Source organism: Vibrio sp. ABH4_348 (genome assembly GCF_056159765.1).
On sequence record NZ_JBSWVW010000001.1, the window covers coordinates 1,704,396 to 1,726,527 of the forward strand.

Below are 22,132 nucleotides of genomic sequence, written 5' to 3' on the forward strand. Positions count from 1 at the left end.
TGTTGTTCGCTAGCGTTGAAAACGTAAAGAGCGCCAAATTGGCGCTCTTTACGATTTAATCAACCAGATCAGCTGTTAGTTCCCTTTGCTCGCAAAGACTTGCCTAACTTTTTCAAGGTCTTCAGGGGTATCGACACCGGCTTCAGGTGCTTGTTTGGCAATATCGACATGGATTTTTTCACCATACCAAAGCACTCGCAATTGCTCCAAGCTTTCAATTTTTTCAAGCTGACTCGGTTGCCAATTAACATAAGTTTGAATAAAACCAGCTCGGTACGCATAAATACCAATGTGACGCTTTAATGGATTTTCTGAAGGCTCTCCAGCTTGGTAGGCGTCTCTATCCCATGGAATCGTCGCTCGGCTGAAATACAGCGCGTAACCTGACTCGTCAGTGACCACTTTGACCACATTTGGGTTACGAACATCGTCCTCGTCATCAATGTTGACTGCGAGTGTTGCCATTGGTGCTTGGCTCGACGATAAGTTATTCGCAACTTGGCTAATAATCACCGGCGGGATTAGTGGCTCATCACCTTGCACATTCACAACAATGTGGTCAGCAGGAAGTCCGAGCTTATCAACTACTTCGGCCAATCGTTCAGTACCAGACTCATGCTCTGCACTGGTCATGCACACCTCGCCACCAAAGCCAGTGACAACGCTTTCAACTCTCGAGTCATCTGTAGCAATAATCACGCGGTCGGCACCAGCAAGCTTGGCTTGCTCATAGACGCGCTCGATCATCGGCTTACCATTGATGTCTGCTAACGGCTTACCCGGTAGACGAGTGGATTGGTAACGCGCAGGAATGATGACTGAAAAACCCATTAACGTCCCTCATCCATCGACATCTGACGCGCTTCAGATTCCAACAATACAGGAATGCCATCGCGAATTGGATAAGCCAGCCTAACCGCCTTGCTAATCAGTTCTTGTTTGTCTTTGTCGTAAATCAGCTTACCTTTGCAGACAGGGCAAGCCAGAATTTCAAGTAGTCTGTGATCCATACTTCTGATTTTCCTCTCGTATTTTTGTCACGAGTTTATCTTCTAATAGTGTGTCAACGTCAGCCGTAACTGGTAAATACCACCAGTTGTCTTGGGCGAATGCCTTGCATTTTACTGCATCTTTTTCAGTCATGAACAATGTGGCATCTTTCGCTGCCAATTGAGCGATAGCATTTGAATCATAGTCTTTATGATCGGCAAATGCATGGGTCGAAATCAGCTCAACCGATAATGACGTTAGCGTGTCAAAAAAGCGCTGTGGATAACCGATACCGGCCATTGCATGAACCGATGAAAAATCTTGAACCTTGCGTTTTTCGCCACTAACCAGATTAACGGCCATATCTGGCTTGAGCGTCATTTGCCATTCGTTACCATGACAAGGCCCACCATTGTTAATTACAAAATCTACCTCTTCTAGACGAGTCACGGGTTCGCGCAGAGGTCCTAAGGGCATTAAGTGCTGATTGCCAAAACGACGTTTACCATCAACCACCACCAGTTCCACATCTCGCTGCAAGGCATAGTGCTGCAAACCGTCATCGGTGACAATGACATTAGCGTCAGGATTTTCGGACAATACGGCTTTGACAGCGTTCGAGCGATTGGGGTCAATGGCAACCGGGACTCCGGTGCGTTGTTTAATTAATGCTGGCTCATCTCCGACATCAGTCGCTTGGCAACTATCCGTCACCAATCTCGGGAAGTTTTTTGTTTTAGCGCCGTAACCGCGCGAAACCACCGCAGGGCGAAAACCGGACTGTTTGAGTAATTCCACCAGCCAAATCACTACTGGCGTTTTACCATTGCCGCCAACGGTTATGTTACCCACCACCACAACAACAACCGGAGGGCGATAAGATGGTTTAGTTCCAGATTCAAATTGGTTTCGCCTTTTGGCGCTGAGCAAACCAAAAAGCAGGCTGAGTGGTTTAAGCAGTGGCCAGGCTAGCCAATAAGCCAGTGATTGCCTGAACCAAATCTTTTCAATCAAGCTTAGTCTCCAAACTGAATTCGGTGTAACTGCGCATATGCGCCATCTTTTTCAATCAAAGTTTGGTGGTTACCGCGTTCGACAATTTCACCTTCATCCACCACAAGGATTTCATCTGCTTTCTCTATAGTAGAAAGTCGATGAGCAATCACTAATACCGTTTTGTTCTTCTGGAGTTCATCCAATGCAGCTTGAATCGCTTTTTCTGATTCGGTATCTAGCGCCGATGTTGCTTCATCCAAAATCAGCACTGGGGCATCTCTTAACAAAGCGCGAGCAATGGCGATACGCTGTCGTTGACCGCCAGACAAACTGGCACCGTTTTCACCGATAACTGTATCTAGACCATTTTCCATAGGCTCAATAAAGTCCATGGCGTGAGCTAGGCGCGCTGCATGTTCGATTTGCTCTCGGCTGTATTTCTCGGTCGCGGCGTAAGCTATATTGTTGGCAATGGTATCATTGAATAAGTGCACATTTTGCGACACTAAAGCGAAATGACTACGCAGATTAGTTAACTTGTAGTCGCGAATGTCTTGGCCATCCAATTCAATTTGACCACTATCGACATCGTAAAAGCGAGTAAACAGGTTGGCGATAGTGCTTTTGCCTGAGCCAGACCGACCAACCAGTGCCAACGTTTTGCCTTGTGGAATCGAGAACGACACATTATCCAGCGCCGGTTTTTCTTTACCTTGATAGGTAAAGGTGACGTTTTTCACATCTACTTTGCCGCTGACCTTGTCAACCACTTGAGTACCAGTATCTTTTTCAGTCTCAAGGTCCATTAACTCAAACAAAGTCTGGCTGGCCGCCATACCGCGCTGAAATTCTGAAGTCACGTTGGTCAGAGCTTTAAGGGGTCTCATCAAACCAAACATCGCTGAAAACACAACAGTAAACGTCCCTGGCGTCAGCTGCTCACGAATATCATCAAAACTGGCCAAAAATAAAACGGTCACCAACGCAACAGAGGCGATCATCTGAATAACGGGGTTAGCGATAGACTGAGCCGCGACCAACTTCATGGATTGCTGACGCATTTGATTGCTGACTGAGTCAAAGCGCTTTCGTTCTACCTCATGACCGCCGTAGCTCAGCACAACCTTGTGGCCTTTTAACATTTGTTCCGCCGAAGAAGTCACTTGACCCATGGCTTCTTGCATGTTTTTCGATATCTTCCTGAACCGTTTTGAAACAACACTGATACCCCAAGCTACAAGTGGTGCGACAACAAACAACACCAGTGACAACTGCCAACTGTTCCAGAACATCAAAACCAATAGACCGATAATACTCGCCCCTTCACGGACGATACTCACCAAGGCACGACTGGTCGCACCGGCTACTTGTTCAGAATCATAGGTAATTCTTGATAACAGTCCCCCCGTCGACTCTTTATCAAAATACGCCACCGGCATGTGCATAAACTGGTTAAAAATATTGCGGCGTATTTGCATCACCACATTGCCCGATACCCAACTCATACAATACGAGGATACAAACCCGCTCAGCCCGCGAACCAGCATCATGCCAAAAATAATAGCAGGAAGAATTTTCAGAAAGTTGGATTCCGCATCACCAAAGCCTTCATCAAGAAGTGGCTTGAGTAACGAAACCATATAGGTATCTGCGGCGGCATTAATAATAAGTGCGACAACAGCAACAGCAAGACCAGCTTTGTAGAGACGTATGTAAGTCCAAAGTCGCTTAAAAGTGTGCCAAGTTGATTTATCGTCTGAGCCAATCGGGGAAGTGTTCGTTGAGGACATATTAACCGCAGTATCTAAAAGGTTGCGCTCATTCTACTCCGTATCTAAGCATCTGCCTATACCAGGGTTCAAAACTCGGCTCTCTCTGAACGGTTACTTTGATTGAGTCATGGTAAAATGACACACTCACTTGCCCATTGACTCCGGTATCGAACCAACGGGCACCGATTTCTCGATAGCGCTGTGCCACATCTGGGTGCGGCAAGTTCCAGCGACCTGAATACGCGACTGACGCAATCGCAACATCAGGCGCCACCCGCTCGACAAAAGCATCAATCGATGAGGTTTTACTTCCGTGATGAGGAACCAAAACCACATCGCTATCCAATTCATAATCTTGCCGAATAAGGATCCACTCTCCGATTTTGGTGATGTCACCTGCTAGCAGAGCCGAAAATTGACCGTCAGTTATGCGTATAACACAGGAATGTGGGTTATAAGCACGTTTGACTTGCTTTGGAGGCCACATTGCTTGAAAAGCCAGACCATTTACTTTCCAATGTTCGCCAGCAATACAAGGCTGCGCGGAGGGAATTCTTTGGGAGGCGCGAAACCAAGTAGGTTTAAGCTGGGTTAGAATTTCGTTCATTCCACCTGCGTGGTCGAGATCTCCATGACTGACGATAAATCCTTCTAAACTATCAACACCGTGTTGGCTAAGCCAAGGCAATATAGTCGAACGAGCGTGGCTGCCCGAGTCCCAAGCGCTGCCTGTGTCATAGAGAATCCAGCGATTATCATGTTCAACTAACACTGCCAGACCGTGCCCCACATCAAGTACATGTAGTTTCCAGATGGGCTTAATGTACAAGGATGCAGAATAATAAATGCCCACCATCGCTAATATTATCGCGACCGCTCGTCGATTAAGTATTCGATGCAACAAGACCATTACGATTAACGACACTAACAACTCTTTCTCAGCCGTTTGAACATATATCCAAGACCACGCAGAGAATCGCAGCGCCCACTCTAGTGGATACAAAGCAGAGTCAATCAGTTGTAATAACGAAGTGGAGAGCTCGGGGAGAAGTGGCACCATCAGCAGCGATACGAGAACCCCGGGAATGATCAAGACACTAAAGACAGGGACGAAAATCAGATTGTAAACAATGCTGCCCACTGAAATTCCTGAAAACAACAGTGCAATGATTGGCATCATTAACACAGTGAGCCAAATTTGAATCACAAGCAATTTCGAAAACCAATGGTAGCGAGTGCCCATACTCTGTAACGAAAGCAACACACAGGTGACCGCGCCAAAGCTTAACCAAAAACTCATAGAAAGCACTGAGAACGGATCGATCACAAGAATTACCGCCATGGCAAGCATTACTTTCAGCCACACAGAGCAATGTAGCCGTATTTTCAACAGTGCTAAAAACAGTACGACCATCATGACTGCGCGCTGCGTTGGAATGGTAAACCCAGCCAAATACGAATAAACCAACGCAAAACACAAACCAGTGATCATTGGCAGCCAAAACCAACTTGGGGTCAATCTAACTAAGGCATTACCCAGTAACAAACCAAGGGTAAATGAGACTCCAACATGAAGGCCTGAAATCGCGATTAAGTGACTTAATCCACTTTGCTTCAGTTGCTCTTTTTGCTCTGGGGGTAGTTCACTTCGGTCGGCAAATGCTAACGCGAGTATCAGTCCGTGATGTTCAAAGTTTTCAGAAATGGCTGATAAGGACTGATGCCAAGACTGCTTTATAGAAGGTTTAGCGATCCAATACCAGTGCTGGTTGTGTTCCACATAGGCTTTGGCAACCACACCGATAGAAAAGTAGTATTTTTCTGCATCAAAACCGCCTTGATTTTTTATCCCTTTTACCCGAGAAAATCTGAACTTACCGGAAACTAAGTCACCTGGAAACGGTTTGAATGGCAAGGTGACTGCAATTCTACCCCTTTGATAAATGGGTAACTTTTGTCCATTTAACCAATGAACTTTCACCTGACCGCTAAAACCAGTACTATTTTTAGTAAAGTAGCTGTCAACTTCAGCAATTATGGTACTATCCAAGTCGGCTGAAAAAACGCTCTGGCTTTGATGTTGAATAATTTGAGCATGAAAAATTACGGTTAACATCCCGAAACAAAGGCCCAAGCACCATTTTCGGCACGGCAAGCAGATTCTGAGTATAATCAGCGGTATAAAAACCAAAATCCAATGCCACTGGGGCAAGATTGGACTGTGAAGCAAAGCGATAATAGATCCGATAAATGAAGCAAGAGTCCAGTAGTACCAATTAAGAGTCATCGTTATCCATGGCGAGAAAGTTCATTAAACGCTTAATGCCTGACCACAAACGCATTAAGGATCAAAAAGCGCTGAAGGTATTTGGTAAGGTGCTTTACAACCCAAATTTGTGGTGCCTTAACCGACGCTCTGCTTCTGGGGCATTCGCGGTTGGCTTGTTTATGGCATTTGTCCCTTTACCTAGCCAAATGATCATGTCTGCCGGACTCGCTATCCTTTGTGGTGTCAATTTGCCTTTGTCTGTCGCTTTAGTCTGGGTAAGTAACCCCATCACAATGCCTTTGCTTTTTTACTTTGCTTACAAAGTGGGCGCTTGGGTAATGCACACTCCACCCGTTGTATTTCAATTTGAACTCTCATGGGCATTTCTGATTGACCAAATGAGCACGATAGGCCCGCCATTTTTGTTAGGGTGCTTGATATGTGGCTTGGGTTCAGCAATGGCCGGATACTTTGCGATAAAGGGGCTTTGGCGCTATTCCGTTGTCCGTAGTTGGCAAAAGCGAGCCAACAATAAGCTCTAAACTGTCATGACAATGGTCACGAGAAAACAAAAAAAGCAGACTTTCCAGTCTGCTTTTTGTTTATCTGAAAAATGTATTAGTCAGGAGTATGAGTTATTGCAGGTGACTTCATACAAAACTCCTCTAACATTCAACTAAGACATAATTCAATTAAGACTGGCTACTTAACACAGTTGCAGGGTCAAGTTTCACCGCTCTGGACGCTGGATATAAAGTCGCTAAAGCACTCAATATCACCGAAGTCGCTACGACTAAAAACACATCTTGCCAATGCAGCTCAGAGGGCAAAAAGTCAACGAAGTAGATATCACCAGACAAAAACTGATGGCCAATGGCCGTTTCCAACAATCGAATCAGATGTGTCAGATTTAACGCAAGTAACACCCCTACCCCGGAGCCAATTAGGCTACCTATCAGCCCCGAAAACAAACCCTGATAGATAAAAATTCGTCGGACCAAATCATCAGACGCGCCCATGGTTCTTAAAATGGCTACCTCTCCGGCCCTGTCTTTCACCGCCATGACTAAGGTTGAGACAATATTAAAACAAGCGACCCCGATAACCAGAACCATCACCAAATACATGATAGTTCTCACCATTTGAATATCTCGGTATAGGTAACCAAATTCCTGACGCCAGTTCTTCAGATACACATACTCGTCTAACTGGTTGCCAACGTGTTTAACAATTTGCTCTGCCATCAATACATCATTTACTCGAACTGAAACACCAGAGACACCTTGGTCCAAATCACCGTATTGCTGAGCATCAACCAAAGGCACTAGCGCCAATTGGTGGTCGATTTGACCACTTAATTCTAGTAGCGCAACTATGGTCACTCGAATACGTTTTGGTGCTTGAACTTTGTTTGCATCACCACTTTTAGGCAACATCAAGGTAATGCGTTCTCCAATACCCACTCCCAGTAAATCGGCGATTCCTTTACCCAAAATGATTTGATTTTGTCCCGGGACTAGCTTGTCCAGACTGCCACCCACTAAAAAATGATGCAGGTCGGATACCTTTTTTTCCAGTTCAGTATCAATGCCTTTGACCTGAAGTGCTTTCATTACCGAGCCTTTTTCAGCCAATGCGGTTAATTTGACATAGGGAGCAGCAGCGATGACTCGTGGATCGCTTTCACTCGTTTCGACCACGCTTTGCCAGCGCGTAATTGGCCCCCGCACACCTTCAAATTCACCGTGCGGAATAACGGAAAGCACACGCTGATTCAACTCTCTTTCAAAACCATTCATGGCCGACAATCCCACTAGAATCACGGCGACACCAACCGCAATGCCTACAATCGACGACAGTGAAATAAAGGATAAAAGTCCGTTTCGTTTGCGACCTTTGCTAAAACGCTTGGCAATTTCTATGGCTAAAGAACTCACGCGTTAACCTCGGGCGCCAAGTCTCGGGAGTCATCGATTAGATCCTCGCTATTGCGAGCAAGAAGGCCGTCGCGCATGTGAAATTGAGTATCCATTTTAGACGCCAATTCAGTATCGTGTGTCACCACCAAAAAAGCAGTGCCAAACTCTTGATTGAGTTCGCGCATCAACTCATAAATCGTCAGTGCGGTTTTGTGGTCCAAATTGCCGGTTGGCTCATCGGCAAGTACCAAAGCCGGTCTATTGACTAGCGCCCTTGCAATGGCAACACGCTGACGCTCCCCGCCTGAAATTTCCGATGGGCGATGAGTCAATCTATGACTTAATCCTACTTTTTCTAGCAGCTGATCAGCCGCCTCTAAAGCTTGCTGTTTGGGTTTACCGGCAATCAACAATGGCATGGCGACATTTTCTCTGGCGGAAAAGTCAGACAGTAGATGGTGAAACTGATAGATAAAACCCAACTCTTGGTTTCTCAAATCCGCCTTTTGTTTGCTCGACAGTTCAGAAATATTCTGAGTTTTGAAAAATACCTCGCCGCTACACGGCTTATCTAACGTACCCAAAATATGCAATAGCGTACTTTTCCCAGAGCCAGACGTACCAATAATGGCGGCCAGTTCTCCCGTTTGCATTTCAAAGGTCACACCGTTCAAAACTTGGGTGGCGACCTCCCCTTCCAGATAGGATTTATTGACCTGTTTACAGGATAACAAACTACTCATAACGTAATGCCTCAGCAGGTTGAACTTGCGCTGCTCGATAAGATGGATAAAGGGTGGCAAGAAGGCTCATTAAAATCGCGGCTACTGTAACAAAAGCGATTTGTTGTGGATTGATGACGATCGGTAAGCTGCTTCCTGCAGCAAACAAAGCAACGCCAAGTAAATCAAGAATACTGTTTAAATTAAGTGACAGCGCCACCCCAAGCAAGCTCCCGGCTAATGCCCCTAAGGTTCCGCTTGTTGCACCCTGAACAACAAATACACTGACAATTTGTCCATCTCTCATGCCTTGGGTTTTTAGAATCGCCACCTCTGCGCGCTTTTCTACCACTACCATGATCAACGCAGAAATAATATTGAAGCCCGCAACGGCGACAATAAGACCCAACATCAGCCCCATCATGTTTTTTTCCATTCGAACCGCTTGAAACAGCTCTCCTCGCTGATCGCGCCAATCGTTCCATTGCCAACCTGATGGAATTGGGATTTGAGCCAATTCACTGACCACAAAAGGATCTTGAAAATGCAGGCGCCAACCGCCAAAGGAATCTTTTTTGTATTTGGTTAGTTTAGATACATCTCTTAAATGGCCAAACATCAACTGGGCGTCTATGTCTGAGCCTGTATTAAAAATGGCTGCAACTGTAAACAGCCGCTGACTTGGCATGCGGCCTAGTGGAGTAAACTGGCTCGCGCTAGTGACCATCAATCGAACCTGATCGCCAATGCGTACATTAAGCTGACGCGCTAAACTATGTCCCAAAATCACACGATATTCACCTTCCGACACATAACTCACTCGGCCCGCAATCATAGAACCAGACAAAGCCGCTATTTCGTCATTACCCAGCCCCACTAGATGCCCTGCCGCCAATTGAGTTCGGCTTTGCACTATAGTTTCAGTTTGAGAGATAGGTTGGGGTTTGGCGACGAGAGGCAACTGAGACAAATAGCTATCTGGCAATGATTGCTGGGTAGACTTGGCATCGGTGGGGGTAATTGTCGCTTGCGGCAACACTCCGAGAATTCGACTTTTCAGTTCATTTTCAAATCCATTCATCACCGATAAAACGGTGATCAGCGACATTACACCTATGGTAATACCGCAAGTCGACATCAATGACACGAATCGGCTAAACCTGTCCCCAGAACGTCCGCGTAAATAGCGGAGGCCTATGAACAACGATACAGGTAGCTGCATTATTCTCTCTCTAAAAACAGATTGTTGCCTACTCTACCGACTTCAACCACCGAGGTGTAGTGTTTATTGTTGCATTTTGCAGACTACTGACAGGTTTCGTCATCGGTCCATGAGATTCTAATCGAATGAGTAATTGGCTTGATTCCTGTCTTGTGATGACGATAATCATTAAAGAGCCACTTGATTCAACAAGTTGGTAAACAACGAGACGTCACTTATGAGCGAACAAGAGTATTTTACGGTCCACCAAAATCTGACGATGAATATTGAGTACCTTGATTCGGTTCAGAGCCTGCCCACTCAAACTCAGTTTGAAGCAGAAATCCCAGCTCCCTTTATTGTTGCAAGTGAATTCAGTCAATTGGATCGCACCGCGGAAGAAGCTCGTAAAGAATTGGGAAATTCAGATTTTCAGCAAGTTATCCGCTTGTTAGACAGTCAAAATTCCAAGTTAAATCTATTGCTCACCTTTATGTTGGCTCAACAAGATGACGAGAAGTTTAGAACCAAAACTCAAACCTTTGGCGCGAGCCAAATTACTTACCTTAGTTCAAGACAACCAGAACAAGGTGCTACAGCACGAGTAAAGCTATTTCTTGAACATCCAGCCGCGGCTATTTATTGCTATGCAGAAGTCGTTAAATCGCAGCCCGTGAGTCAAGACGATTCCAGCAGTTCAAATGCCAATGAATTCGAAATCACATTAAAATATTTGCTGCTGAGAGACGAAGACCAAGACTTGTTAATCCGCGCCGCGCTGCATCAACAACAGAAGCTGCTAAGACAGCGTTCGTTAAATCGAGACCAATCCTAAATCATCATGAGTAATACCCATTTTTTACAGCTGGCCACGCCCAAAGGCGCTGGCGACCATAAGTACGTCGGTAATTTAGTTGGCTCAAGCTTGGCATTGGCTATCGCTGATTACGCCAATCAATATTCAGGTCACACCTTATTAGCGGTAGCAGATCCTCAAACCGCGCTAAAGCTACTGCAAGAAATTGAACAGTTTACAGACGCTGATGTGTCACTATTTCCCGATTGGGAAACGCTGCCCTATGACAGTTTTTCACCACATCAAGACATTATTTCAGACCGCATTGCCAAGCTGTATCAATTACCTACGTCGCAATCCGGGATCACCATAGTCCCCATCAGCACCTTGCTACAAAGGCAGTCGCCAAGAGACTTTTTGCTGCAACACACACTGCTGGTCAACGTTGGCGACAATTACTCGCTAGAGAAACTTCGAATCAAGTTAGAGCATTCTGGCTATCGTCATGTTGACCAAGTATTTGGTCCTGGTGAATACGCGAGCCGAGGATCTATTCTTGACCTCTTTCCAATGGGCAGTCAGGACCCGTTTCGAATCGATTTTTTTGATGATGAAATTGATACGATTCGCACCTTTGACCCTGAAACTCAGCGTTCGATCGAAGACATGTCGTCAATTCGCTTGCTGCCAGCCCATGAATTTCCGACTAACGAAACCGCAATAGAAGACTTTAGAATTCGGTGGCGCCAACGCTTCGATGCTAGAAGAGAACCTGAGTCTGTATACATGCAGGTAAGCAAAGGCACGTGGCCTTCAGGAATCGAATATTGGCAACCGCTGTTTTTTGACAAAACCGAAACCTTATTCGATTACTTGCCTGAAGCGACACAACTTTTGACCGTGGGGGATTTGGAACACGCTATCGACCAGTTTTTGACGGACGTAGACTTTCGATACGATCAGCGAAAAGTCGATCCGCTTCGACCTTTGTTGCCACCGGACGAACTGTGGCTTAAAAAGGACGAACTGTTCTCCAACTTCAAGTCTTTGGCTCGAGTGTCGCTCAGTGAAGCACTGGTAGACAAAAAAGCAGGCCGCAGCAATTGCTCTCTTGAGAAGCTGCCAGACCTGTCTGTTGCTCATCAGAACAAAGAACCTTTGGCTGCGCTGAGACAATTCATCGAACAATACTCTGGCAAAGTGGTCTTCTCCGTTGAATCAGAAGGTCGACGAGAGGCGTTACTTGAGCTGCTAAATCGTATCAAACTGCGCCCTCAAGCCGCTGACGACCTGCAACAAGCGTTGGCGCGTGATGAAAAATGCACGCTCATCATTGGTTCAGCAGAAACTGGGTTTATTCACCAAGACCTCGACTTCGCCCTGATCTGTGAAAGCGACACACTTGGTGCGAGAGTAATTCAAAAGCGCAAGAAAGATCGCAAAGCGACCAACAGTGACGCGGTCATTCGAAACCTTGCTGAACTCAAACCAGGTCAACCTGTCGTTCATATCGATCACGGTATTGGACGCTACATTGGGTTACAAACTCTCGAGGCAGGTGGACTCACCACTGAATACGTGACGCTGGAATACCAGAATGACGCCAAGTTGTACGTACCCGTTGCCTCGTTGAATCTCATATCCCGTTATTCAGGCGGTGCGGAAGAATCCGCTCCCCTTCATAAACTCGGTGGCGAAGCGTGGGCAAAAGCCAGAAAACGCGCAGCTGAAAAAGTGCGCGATGTGGCGGCAGAGCTATTGGATGTCTACGCCAAGCGCGAGTTGAAACCGGGACATACCTTCGCGCTCGATCGCGACCAATACGCGACGTTTAAAACTGGTTTCCCATTTGAAGAAACCGATGACCAAGCGCAAGCTATCAACGCCGTTTTATCAGACATGTGTCAAAACAAGGCTATGGATCGCCTTGTATGTGGTGACGTTGGTTTTGGTAAAACAGAAGTCGCGATGCGCGCTGCGTTTGTCGCAACCGACAATGGAAAACAAGTCGCCGTGCTGGTCCCAACCACCCTCCTAGCGCAACAACACTTTGAGAACTTTAGGGATCGTTTTGCCAATCTGCCAATTCGCGTCGAAGTGCTATCTCGCTTTAAATCGGCTAAAGAACAAAAGCAAATCATCGAAGACGTAAAAGAAGGCAAAGTCGACATTGTTGTCGGTACTCACAAGTTGATTACGAGTGACATTGGTTTTAAAGATCTTGGGTTACTGATTGTTGATGAAGAACATCGCTTTGGTGTGCGCCAAAAAGAAAAAGTGAAGTCGATGCGTGCCGATGTCGATATCCTCACATTAACCGCGACGCCAATCCCGAGAACGTTAAACATGGCGATGAGTGGTATGCGCGACTTATCCATTATTGCCACCCCACCAGCACGCCGCTTGGCGATCAAGACCTTTGTACGCCAAAAAGACGAAGCTGTGATTCGCGAAGCGGTATTGCGTGAAGTGATGCGCGGTGGACAAGTGTACTTTTTGCACAATCAAGTCGAAACCATTGAAAAGGTGGCTGAAGACCTAGAGAAACTCATTCCTGAGGCTCGAGTTACCGTTGCACATGGTCAGATGCGTGAGCGAGAGCTTGAGCGAGTGATGAATGATTTCTACCACCAGCGTTTTAATCTGTTGGTTTGTACTACCATCATTGAAACTGGCATCGACGTACCAACCGCCAACACCATTATTATGGATCGAGCAGACAACTTAGGTTTGGCTCAATTGCATCAATTGCGAGGCCGTGTCGGACGATCACACCACCAAGCTTATGCCTATTTGCTGACCCCTCATCCAAAGGCTATGACCAAAGACGCCATTAAGCGACTTGATGCAATCGCGTCTTTGGAAGATCTGGGTGCAGGCTTTACCCTCGCGACCCACGATTTGGAAATACGTGGAGCCGGTGAACTACTGGGTGATGAGCAAAGCGGACAAATTCAATCGGTGGGTTTCACCTTGTACATGGAAATGTTGGAGCAAGCGGTGGAAGCCCTGAAAGAAGGAAAAGAGCCGTCACTCGAAGAGCTGCTGCGCGAGCAAACCGAAGTCGAACTGCGTATCCCAGCGCTGCTGCCTGAAGATTACATCCCGGATATAAACACTCGTCTATCCATGTACAAACAGATCGCTAGTGTTACCGATAGCCAACAACTTTCTGAGCTGAAAATAGAATTGATTGACCGATTTGGTTTGTTGCCAGATGCCGCCAAGCACTTGCTACTGATCGCCGAATTTAAGATCGAAGCTGCGGCCATCAAAGTAAAAAAAATGGAAGCGCACGATAAGGGTGGTTACATTGAATTTTATCCAGATGCTAAGGTCAATCCCGCTTATTTGGTCAAACTCTTACAATCGCAACCGCAAAAATTTGCAATGGACGGACCTACTAAGCTCAAGTTTACGATACCATTGGCAGATAGAAGGCAACGCTTAGATTTTGTCAAAAGCATGCTGAACGAGTTTAAGCAAAATTTACTACCCTAATTCTTCGTGCAGCCAATAGCCGATGAATTAAGCTGGAGCGTTAATGAAAAAACTGATTTTTCCATTATTAGTCATGATGGCATTTCCTACGTGGGCACAACGTCAATTTGATATTGAGGTCATTGTGTTCAAAAGGAATATTACCCCTGAGCAGACAAGCGAAGCTTGGCCAGAACAACTGGCACCAATTAGTTTTGAAACGGTTGGCTCGTTTGACGATGAGCTCTACACCAGTAATAAAGGTGTCACCTTGCTTCCGCTGAGTGAATATTACTTGCTCGATGAAGTGAAACGTCTCAACAACCACGCCAGCTACCAAGTACTTGTCCATACCGCGTGGCGACAAGGTGATGAAGCTCGCCGTCGCGCGCCTAAATTTCGTTTTCAAGGCGGTTTTGATTACTCGAATAGCTTTAATCCTGATGGTTCAGAGCTCACTGAGCTAGTTGGGGATGAAGTACTTTCTGGGATTACTGAAGTATCCATGCCAGAAAAAATTTCTGAGTTAGACGGTAAGCTTCAAATTTACGTTGAACATTACCTATATGCCGACGTTCAACTCGATTTAAAAATCCCAACTATTAAACAAGTGGAAGTTATCGATAACTCAGCTACCGAGAGCACAACGGAACAAGGTAAAGCGGGCGGTGTGCAACAGACCGTCTTTCAGGGCAATGACTCAGCAAGCACCAACACGTCTGAGTCTGTTCAACCTGGATTCATGAGTGAAGTTGAGCAAGCTATTACGACCAATCAAACGGTGACCTTCTTAAAATCGCACCGAATGAATCAGAAACGTCGCATGCGTAGTACGGAAACTCATTATCTGGACCACCCTTTGCTCGGAGTCATTATTCAGGTTAGACGCGTCGCTCAATCGGAAGCCAATCAATAATCCGATGGTTCCAGAATACAGTATTTACACTTCTAGATTGCGGCTAGCTCTGATTGATCCTCAGCAGGCCACTGACTTGCAAAGATTGGTTTCCAACTCCCCTACTTTGCACCGTTGGATTGATTGGTGCCAACCCGATTTCACTGAAGAGCAAGCCAAAGATTTTTTATTGGCAACCAAGGTAAATTGGGTAAAGTCAGAGGCATACGGCTTTGGCGTTTTCACAAGATCGACCAATCAGTTAATGGGCATGGTCGCAATCAACGAGCTTTATCATACCTTTAATATGGCCAGTATCGGATACTGGTTGGCGGATGAGTACCAAAATCAAGGCTATGGAAAAGAAGCGGTATCGGCTCTCATCAATTTCAGCTTTGAACAACTCAAATTAACTAGACTAGAAATCGTGTGTGATCCGCAAAACAAACCAAGTCAACAACTTGCGCTTTCTTGTGGCGCAACGTTTGAAGCCTTAGCAGAGAACCGATACTTGTACAATCGCGTTCCCAGACAAGGTGCCGTTTACTCAGTTACACCAAACTCCTCGAGTTAACCGTGCAGTGATGACAACTTGACTTCAGAAAAAAGGGCTTCCCAATGGAAGCCCTTCTTAATTAGTGCAGTTTCAAGTTAGGTCTTAACACTCGGTTAATACGACCCATTAATACGATCAACGCGGTTTTAAACACGCCATGTAGCGCCATCTGATGCATTCGGTATAGCGAAATGTAAACAATTCGAGCAATTCTACCTTCAATCATCATTGACCCTTTGGTTAAGTTACCCATCAGTGAACCGACGGTAGAGAAACGACTGAGTGAAACCAAAGACCCTTTGTCTTTAAATATGAACGGTCTCAACGTTTTGCCCGTTACCTTTGCCACGATGTTTTGGTAGGCACAGCTCGCCATTTGGTGCGCCGCTTGCGCGCGAGGCGGTACAAAGCTTCCGTCTTGTTGGGTACATTGCGCTAGGTCACCTAGTACAAAAATATCGTCATCGCGTGTCGATTGAAGCGTGTCTTTGACCACAATCTGGTTGATACGGTTAGTTTCTAGACCACCAATGTCCTTGATAAAGTCTGGTGCTTTAATACCTGCAGCCCAAACCATAATTTGAGCAGGAATGAGCTCGCCATCTTTTGTCGTCAGGCCATCTTTGCTCGCCTCAGTCACCATGGTTTGGGTGCGAACCTGAACGCCCAACTTGGTTAACTCTTGGTGAGCAGCGCCGGATATGCGAGGTGGAAGTGCCGGAAGAATACGCTCACCAGCCTCAACCAAGCTCACATTAAGCTTACTTGAGTCTAGATCTTTGAATCCATACGCTCGTAGTTCTTTAATCGCATTGTGCAGCTCTGCTGATAGCTCGACACCAGTCGCCCCTGCGCCAACAATCGCAATATCAACTGAACCTTCACCATTTTGAGCATGCAACTTCAAGAACGCGTTATTCATTTCAGTTCGGAAACGATGCGCTTGCTCAGGGCTATCTAGGAAGATGCAGTTATCTCTCACACCTGGAGTGTTAAAGTCGTTAGATTTTGAGCCGATCGCCAGCACTAAGACGTCGTAACTCAGTTCTCGACTTGGAACCAAGCACTCGCCCGCCTCGTCTTTGAGTTCATCGAGTTGAATGGTTTTGTTGTCGCGGTCGATATCAACCAAGCTGCCTAGCTGAAACTCGAAATGGTGGTTCTTAGCGTGAGCGCGATAACTAAGCGCATCTACCCCCTCATCCAACGAGCCTGTTGCTACTTCATGCAGCAATGGTTTCCATAAATGGCTGGGTTTTCGATCGACTAAAGTAATCTTGAATTCTTCTTTTCGGCCAAATTTTCGACCTAGTTTAGTAGCGAGCTCTAAGCCACCCGCGCCTCCACCGACAACGACAATACGTTTCAAAGTTCTATCCTCAAAAATAAAAAGCTAACAACGCGCCGCCACAGGCAACGCGATAAAATCATTGGGCAATGACAAGAGTGCTTACATTGCGCCGCTATGAGTGTTGAGGCTGAGTGTTAACGTATTTTATTGATCATTGTCGCTAACGGTTTTTTCAATCAGGTTTTGTTTCACTTTTGGTAGGAATGTTGCGGGCAAGTTGAACTTGCTCTTCATTTTTTCAATATTTTATTTGCGGTGTAAATTATATAGGTGGAAGTAACAGGTTAAAAGATGAAATTGCTATAGATCACACTTTTTACGTTCAACTGATTAACTTTAGCCCTGACACATTGGCAATGTGCCAGGACGTTAGCAAGCCAATCCGAACTAATCAGGCTGTCGTAGCTTAAGTGGATGCGCTTTCCTTGAAGGCTTTAATTTCTGATAGGTGATGTGAGATTTTTTTAAACTTATGGGGCTGGGTCTCATCCCACGTAACTTTGTAGAATGGAGCTAATGTTTGTTCAGCGCGCTGGTTGTCCAATACATCATCATTTTTGGACAGATAAACCAAACAACGTCCACGGTTTTTATTGCGAAAATCTTCAACACACTTGGTGGCGATATCTTGATATTCTTCAGGTCGATCAATTCGACATTCCATATTTTCATACGGGAACAGATTGGGGTTAAAAATAACCTGACGAATTCCACACAAAAATCCTATGCGTTCCGACCAGTACCCACCTAAACCAACCCCACAGATTATTGGATCTGAATCCTCGGATTGCTCAATCGCCTTATGCACCTCTTTCAGCAGGTGTTGCATGTCGTGTTTGGGATGCAGAGTACTGTAGTTGATAAAACGTACATCCTGGTCAATGAACTGAAGCTGAAGTACTTTTTCATGGTTACCTGGGCTGGTGCTATCAAATCCATGTAGATATATGATCATCTTAATTCCTTAAAGCCAGTCGAATTTGCACTCGTCACCTCTGCAGTATCGAGAGGAATACCTAAACTAACACATTTTGTATGGGTTTATTCAACCGGTTCAAAAAACTCAGATAAAAGTGATTCGGCTTGCTGGTGATAGTAGTTTTCACCCCAAAGCTGATAAGCCAATAAATACCAGAGCAAAGACATCAATTTGATCCTCGGTAACCAGGCTTTAACCCCTTCCACCCAGTCATCTACACCGTCTAATTGGCGCAATTTACAGTACTCAAATATTGGGGTGAGTTCTGCCTCACCTACAATGTTGAGTGATATCGCGAGGTCAAGTCTTGGGTCCGCTATTGTGGCATATTCCCAATCGATGACTTTTTTGTTGGAAGGTGTCTGCACCATGTTATAACCGGCTAGATCAAAATGGCATAGAGCATGTGGTAACTCGGCTATATTGGGGGCCACGCGCCATTGTTGATACAAACCCGTCACTAACTCGGTCTTTAATTTGGATTCAATTTGAATCCAGTAGTTATCCACTCGTGCCGTATAATTAAAAGGGGCGACCGCGACCCTTTCGGCATCCAAACCGTGAATTTGAGAAAGGCATTTTAAGAGGTTAGGCGTATCGAGTTGATCGGTAAGGCTCTGGCCTTCAACCCACTCCACTAACAAACCTTGATCACAAAGATATACTGGCTTTGGCGCAATACCTGAGTGCTCGATAGCTTTTAAGATTTGAAATTCTTGATGTCGGGAAATGGAAAATGCTTGAGTGATGGGCGTGACGGGCCTCCACACAAAAGCTTGCTGAGTGGGCAATACTACTTTCCAGCAACGATTGGTTAGTCCACCGGTGAGGGTTTGGGCGTATTCAGGGGGCGATGCGAAAAATCCGTCCAGAGATGCCAACGAGCTATCTAGCTGCTTCGCTTCTCTCCACGACAATCTAGCCATACGCCCCTCTCTTTTTACAAGCCTAACAAGCTCTTCGATTGCTGTTTGCGAATTTCGGTTTCATCCGCCCACTCAATCAAACCAGTTTCTAAGTCCATTAAGCGCATTGTCATTTTGTAATACACGTCTTTGTCGCTACCATCGCTCTTATTAATACTCGCTAGGTTGCCGTAAAGCATGTATTGCGCCCCTACCATCTTGCCGAACTGAATCGCAGTAGATTGGTTGACCAATTCATCATTGTTTTGGAAATTGAGTTGCTCTCGCACCGATTCCACTCGATTCATGTCGACAAAACGGAACTTGCCGGAGTTAAGCATCTTGGTTGAAATTGAATCTGTAATGGATTCGGTATCAATATGCTCTGAGGTTTTATTTTTAATGTTTTCAACAAATACGATTGGACGAGCATCTCTGGTGATTGCGGCAACTGAACCAGACATCATCATGCTGTCGACCATCTCTCCAGCGATTGTCTGCAAATCGGTTGAGCCAAAATCAATAGTTGTGGTCTCGACTGCTTGAGCATCACCATAGCTGACTTGATTAGAACAGCCAGCAAGAACAGCAGTTAAGCCAATTAACGCTGCTAACGTTGTTTTTTTCATTCTTCGTTCCTTAACTCGAACCGGGTGTTTTTATCCCATCTTAAGAAAATTAAACACGCTATTGCGCGCGGCGAATTTGTACTCTGAACTGTTCTCCATTTGGATTGACCGTCACTTCAGAGATGGATACGGTTTCTTGTCCCGCAATAATCTTTTGCTTCCATGGTGCAAGGCGGGTATTCACTTCTAACCCTTCTGAATCATACCAATAAAAGCGATACTCGATGTTTAAATCACTCGTGGTGGTATTGGCAAGTTGCACCACAGCTCTGGCGCGATCGTCGACCTGAGCTGTTGAGATATCAACAATGTCTAACTGACCGCTTAAAACTTTGTCTCCAAACAACACGGTTTGACTTTGCCCATCAATTCTGAGCCCTGCAGTATTACTGGAGCAAGCAACAATCAACAAGCTCGCAAACAGTGCTAGCCAAATTTTCATCCCATTTCTCCTAACTCTTTTTCTCGTTCTCTATGGCTCGTAATAACAAGCCAAAAGATGAACTTAAGTTACAACCGTCCTAACTGCTTATGCCAGATTTTAGCCGATTGACCCTGTCTAGAAATCCAAACTAGTGTTGTACCACCTTGTTTGACTTCAAATTGGTAAGTTTGTTCACTTATAGATAGTGTATGCATCCCCGGAGACAGCCATTTAGAGCCACTAGCCACCACAGAGGGTAAACTTTGCCAACTGCGCGTATCAGGTTGCTCAGTTAACGTATTCCAAACGTTCAGAATTAAATTTCCTACGTCTTCGGCTTCCTCAGTTGCTCCGCGCCTCAATTGCTCTTTGGCAATAATTCTCAAAAGCTGTCTAAACACCATGCTCGGCATTTGCTCGAGTAAATGGTATCTCGCCATGTTTTCAATATTGGCAAGTTGATCGAGCTTGATACTGTTTTCGGATATTTTCGGACTGGAATATTGGATGCCGGCTGCACTTGGATAAACCGGCAACGCGATGTTATACCAAGTAAAATCCCCATTACTACGAGTCACCGGTAAGGCAAACTCAGCCGAACTTAGAGAGCTCACCACCCCTTGTTCTTCAATTACGATGACCTGCCCTTGTTCAGTTGAACGAGTTGGTACATCGCCGTACTCAGATTGCAATAGTTTTACATCTTCAGACATACCCAAACGACGCGCAACTCGGAGCGTGGACTGAATCACCGATTGGTTGTCGCCTGCAACGGCCAACGCACGGCGGTAATCAACATAGGCGCTGTTTAAGTCACCATCCGTTTCATACAACAAACCGGAAAGGAAAAACAAATAGCCGTTTTGAACACTAGATAGCTTATCGCCAACGGAAGGTAGACTTGCTAACAACTCGCCCAAGTTAGCTTGAACACCTTGTTCGGAAAGCTGTCTTTCTCGTTGATCAAGCTCTGACTCTCGCGTTTTTTTCGCTTGCTCTTGGACTTGGTTGGCTTTGCGCACTTCGACCAAAGCAGACGATAAATCGTTGGATTTCAGGTAGTTTAAACTGGAGTACAAGTGCAAAAAACCAAGCTCATAGTCAGCGGGGTAATATTCGTTGAGGTTGTCATTTAACGCCAGCACGCCAACACTGGTTGCAACTTCACTTATTGACAGGGTCGCCCTGTCTTGCTGACGACGAACTGCCATTGAGCTGCGGTCTAAATAATCTAGACTGGCTTGGTAATCTTCTGCCAAATAACTCAAACGCCCTTTTTCCAGGTTGTCGAGTATTTCTCCTGCCGCATATTCAGGACGAATTTCGAGTGCTTGTTGATACAAGCCTGATGATAATGCCTGATAGGAATTTTGCGTTTGTACACTATAGTGACTGAACAGGTTACCCGTTGTGAAATTGGCGCAGCCAAACAACAAAGAGGAGGCACATACGATGCCCGTGGTTTTAAGCCATTTACTCAATTCGATACCTACTTCTATAAATTTGAATCGTTAACCCTAGAGATTCGGGTCTAGTATCGGTCCCAATGGCTGGCCGCCCACCAAATGCATATGTATGTGATATACCTCTTGCCCACCGTGTGTATTGCAATTCATGATCAGTCGGTAGCCATTTTGGTCAATTCCCTCTTTTTTTGCGATCTCCTTGGCAGCAATAAACAAACGTCCTAAAACTTGTTCGTCTTCAGCCGTTACGTCATTAACAGTAGGAATCAGTTTGTTTGGAATGATCAAAATGTGAGTCTTAGCTCTCGGGTTGATATCACGAAACGCCGTCACAAGTTCGTCTTGGTAAACGATATCTGCCGGAATTTCTTTGGAGAGGATTTTACTAAATATGGTTTCTTCAGCCATTTGAGCTCCTTGTTGATGATCAGACATCAATACGGTCAAAAAATTCACAAATCTACCCAAAATATGCAAGTTCAGCAGCAACATAGCGGGCAAAAAAAGAGTATGCGATAACTGCTGACAAACCACAATACAATGACCAGAAACGTCACAAAATTGAACATTCGCCTGACAAATAACTGTCGGGTTTAGATGTTTTTTGTTGAGAACTTGTCGCAAAAAGTCGCCATCTTGCAGGTAAATACACCTAGTTTCAGTTGAATTACTAAAAATGCTAGTAAGTTAACACATTGAGTCATTTCTGAGTGAATTCGCTCAAAAGTCGTGCTCATATCATAAAATAATTAACTTTAGTTCCATACAATGGTGACGTCGTT

The 22,132-nt window shown here is 45.4% G+C and carries 20 protein-coding genes; 5 read left to right on the forward strand and 15 right to left on the reverse strand.

The window, feature by feature from the left end; genetic code table 11:
* Nucleotides 1–75: 75 nt before the first annotated feature.
* From kdsB to ACXAFJ_RS07665, 5 genes are read right to left on the reverse strand one after another with little or no spacing between them, the layout of a single operon-like run.
* Entirely contained in the window at nucleotides 76–831 is a 756-nt protein-coding gene (gene kdsB, locus ACXAFJ_RS07645; RefSeq protein WP_475322539.1) for a 3-deoxy-manno-octulosonate cytidylyltransferase, read from the reverse strand.
* The gene (locus ACXAFJ_RS07650) at nucleotides 831–1,010 is read right to left on the reverse strand and encodes a Trm112 family protein (RefSeq protein WP_475322540.1); all 180 of its coding nucleotides are present in this window, start codon (nucleotides 1,008–1,010) and stop codon (nucleotides 831–833) included. The genes kdsB and ACXAFJ_RS07650 overlap by 1 nt, the downstream gene beginning before the upstream one ends.
* Nucleotides 991–2,004 carry a tetraacyldisaccharide 4'-kinase gene (gene lpxK / locus ACXAFJ_RS07655; protein ID WP_475322542.1) on the reverse strand — a complete coding sequence of 338 codons (1,014 nt, stop codon included), beginning with the start codon at nucleotides 2,002–2,004 and terminating at the stop codon, nucleotides 991–993. The genes ACXAFJ_RS07650 and lpxK overlap by 20 nt, the downstream gene beginning before the upstream one ends.
* A 2-nt stretch (nucleotides 2,005–2,006) precedes the next feature.
* Complete coding sequence (gene msbA / locus ACXAFJ_RS07660) at nucleotides 2,007–3,776, reverse strand: lipid A ABC transporter ATP-binding protein/permease MsbA (protein ID WP_475322543.1); 1,770 nt, start codon at nucleotides 3,774–3,776, stop codon at nucleotides 2,007–2,009.
* 28 nt (nucleotides 3,777–3,804) lie between these two features.
* Complete coding sequence (locus ACXAFJ_RS07665; RefSeq protein ID WP_475322544.1) at nucleotides 3,805–6,045, reverse strand: DNA internalization-related competence protein ComEC/Rec2; 2,241 nt, start codon at nucleotides 6,043–6,045, stop codon at nucleotides 3,805–3,807.
* 8 nt (nucleotides 6,046–6,053) lie between these two features.
* On the opposite strand from ACXAFJ_RS07665, the gene ACXAFJ_RS07670 reads away from it, so the two are divergent.
* Nucleotides 6,054–6,569, forward strand: a complete 516-nt coding sequence (locus ACXAFJ_RS07670; protein ID WP_475322545.1) for a DUF2062 domain-containing protein — start codon at nucleotides 6,054–6,056, stop codon at nucleotides 6,567–6,569.
* Nucleotides 6,570–6,719: 150 nt separating this feature from the next.
* Here ACXAFJ_RS07670 and lolE read toward each other — a convergent pair whose 3' ends face one another.
* Genes lolE through lolC form a run of 3 tightly spaced genes read right to left on the reverse strand, consistent with a single transcriptional unit; the run spans nucleotide 6,720 to nucleotide 9,890 of the window.
* Nucleotides 6,720–7,964: a lipoprotein-releasing ABC transporter permease subunit LolE gene (gene lolE / locus ACXAFJ_RS07675; protein WP_475322547.1), complete on the reverse strand. Its 1,245-nt coding sequence runs from the start codon at nucleotides 7,962–7,964 to the stop codon at nucleotides 6,720–6,722.
* Entirely contained in the window at nucleotides 7,961–8,689 is a 729-nt protein-coding gene (gene lolD, locus ACXAFJ_RS07680) for a lipoprotein-releasing ABC transporter ATP-binding protein LolD (protein WP_475322548.1), read from the reverse strand. The genes lolE and lolD overlap by 4 nt, the downstream gene beginning before the upstream one ends.
* On the reverse strand, nucleotides 8,682–9,890 hold the full coding sequence (lolC, locus tag ACXAFJ_RS07685; RefSeq protein WP_475322549.1) for a lipoprotein-releasing ABC transporter permease subunit LolC: 1,209 nt from the start codon (nucleotides 9,888–9,890) through the stop codon (nucleotides 8,682–8,684). The genes lolD and lolC overlap by 8 nt, the downstream gene beginning before the upstream one ends.
* A 217-nt stretch (nucleotides 9,891–10,107) precedes the next feature.
* Here lolC and ACXAFJ_RS07690 point away from each other — a divergent pair, with 217 nt between their 5' ends.
* The 4 genes from ACXAFJ_RS07690 to ACXAFJ_RS07705 are packed head-to-tail and all read left to right on the forward strand — an operon-like array spanning nucleotide 10,108 to nucleotide 15,614.
* Nucleotides 10,108–10,704, forward strand: a complete 597-nt coding sequence (locus ACXAFJ_RS07690) for a PilZ domain-containing protein (RefSeq protein ID WP_475322551.1) — start codon at nucleotides 10,108–10,110, stop codon at nucleotides 10,702–10,704.
* A gap of 6 nt (nucleotides 10,705–10,710) precedes the next feature.
* On the forward strand, nucleotides 10,711–14,166 hold the full coding sequence (gene mfd, locus ACXAFJ_RS07695; protein ID WP_475322552.1) for a transcription-repair coupling factor: 3,456 nt from the start codon (nucleotides 10,711–10,713) through the stop codon (nucleotides 14,164–14,166).
* A 43-nt stretch (nucleotides 14,167–14,209) separates the two neighbouring features.
* Nucleotides 14,210–15,061, forward strand: coding sequence for a peptidoglycan binding protein CsiV (locus ACXAFJ_RS07700; protein WP_475322553.1), 852 nt, complete (start codon nucleotides 14,210–14,212; stop codon nucleotides 15,059–15,061).
* Between the two features lie 4 nt (nucleotides 15,062–15,065).
* Nucleotides 15,066–15,614 (forward strand): GNAT family N-acetyltransferase, encoded by a 549-nt coding sequence (locus ACXAFJ_RS07705; protein ID WP_475322555.1) that lies wholly within the window; start codon nucleotides 15,066–15,068, stop codon nucleotides 15,612–15,614.
* Between the two features lie 61 nt (nucleotides 15,615–15,675).
* On the opposite strand, the gene ACXAFJ_RS07710 is transcribed toward ACXAFJ_RS07705, so the two are convergent.
* The 7 genes from ACXAFJ_RS07710 to ACXAFJ_RS07740 all read right to left on the reverse strand — a co-directional run bounded on the left by ACXAFJ_RS07710 (nucleotide 15,676) and on the right by ACXAFJ_RS07740 (nucleotide 21,758).
* Nucleotides 15,676–16,965, reverse strand: a complete 1,290-nt coding sequence (locus ACXAFJ_RS07710; RefSeq protein WP_475322557.1) for an NAD(P)/FAD-dependent oxidoreductase — start codon at nucleotides 16,963–16,965, stop codon at nucleotides 15,676–15,678.
* 388 nt (nucleotides 16,966–17,353) lie between these two features.
* Nucleotides 17,354–17,902, reverse strand: coding sequence for an alpha/beta hydrolase YcfP (ycfP, locus tag ACXAFJ_RS07715; RefSeq protein ID WP_475322559.1), 549 nt, complete (start codon nucleotides 17,900–17,902; stop codon nucleotides 17,354–17,356).
* Nucleotides 17,903–17,988: 86 nt separating this feature from the next.
* Nucleotides 17,989–18,852, reverse strand: a complete 864-nt coding sequence (locus ACXAFJ_RS07720; RefSeq protein WP_475322560.1) for a phosphotransferase — start codon at nucleotides 18,850–18,852, stop codon at nucleotides 17,989–17,991.
* Between the two features lie 14 nt (nucleotides 18,853–18,866).
* On the reverse strand, nucleotides 18,867–19,460 hold the full coding sequence (lpoB, locus tag ACXAFJ_RS07725) for a penicillin-binding protein activator LpoB (protein WP_475322562.1): 594 nt from the start codon (nucleotides 19,458–19,460) through the stop codon (nucleotides 18,867–18,869).
* A gap of 58 nt (nucleotides 19,461–19,518) precedes the next feature.
* Nucleotides 19,519–19,902 carry a YcfL family putative periplasmic lipoprotein gene (locus ACXAFJ_RS07730; protein ID WP_475322564.1) on the reverse strand — a complete coding sequence of 128 codons (384 nt, stop codon included), beginning with the start codon at nucleotides 19,900–19,902 and terminating at the stop codon, nucleotides 19,519–19,521.
* 68 nt (nucleotides 19,903–19,970) lie between these two features.
* Nucleotides 19,971–21,365, reverse strand: coding sequence for a COG3014 family protein (locus ACXAFJ_RS07735; protein ID WP_475322566.1), 1,395 nt, complete (start codon nucleotides 21,363–21,365; stop codon nucleotides 19,971–19,973).
* Nucleotides 21,366–21,401: 36 nt separating this feature from the next.
* The gene (locus tag ACXAFJ_RS07740) at nucleotides 21,402–21,758 is read right to left on the reverse strand and encodes an HIT domain-containing protein (RefSeq protein WP_475322567.1); all 357 of its coding nucleotides are present in this window, start codon (nucleotides 21,756–21,758) and stop codon (nucleotides 21,402–21,404) included.
* Between the last annotated feature and the right edge of the window lie 374 nt (nucleotides 21,759–22,132).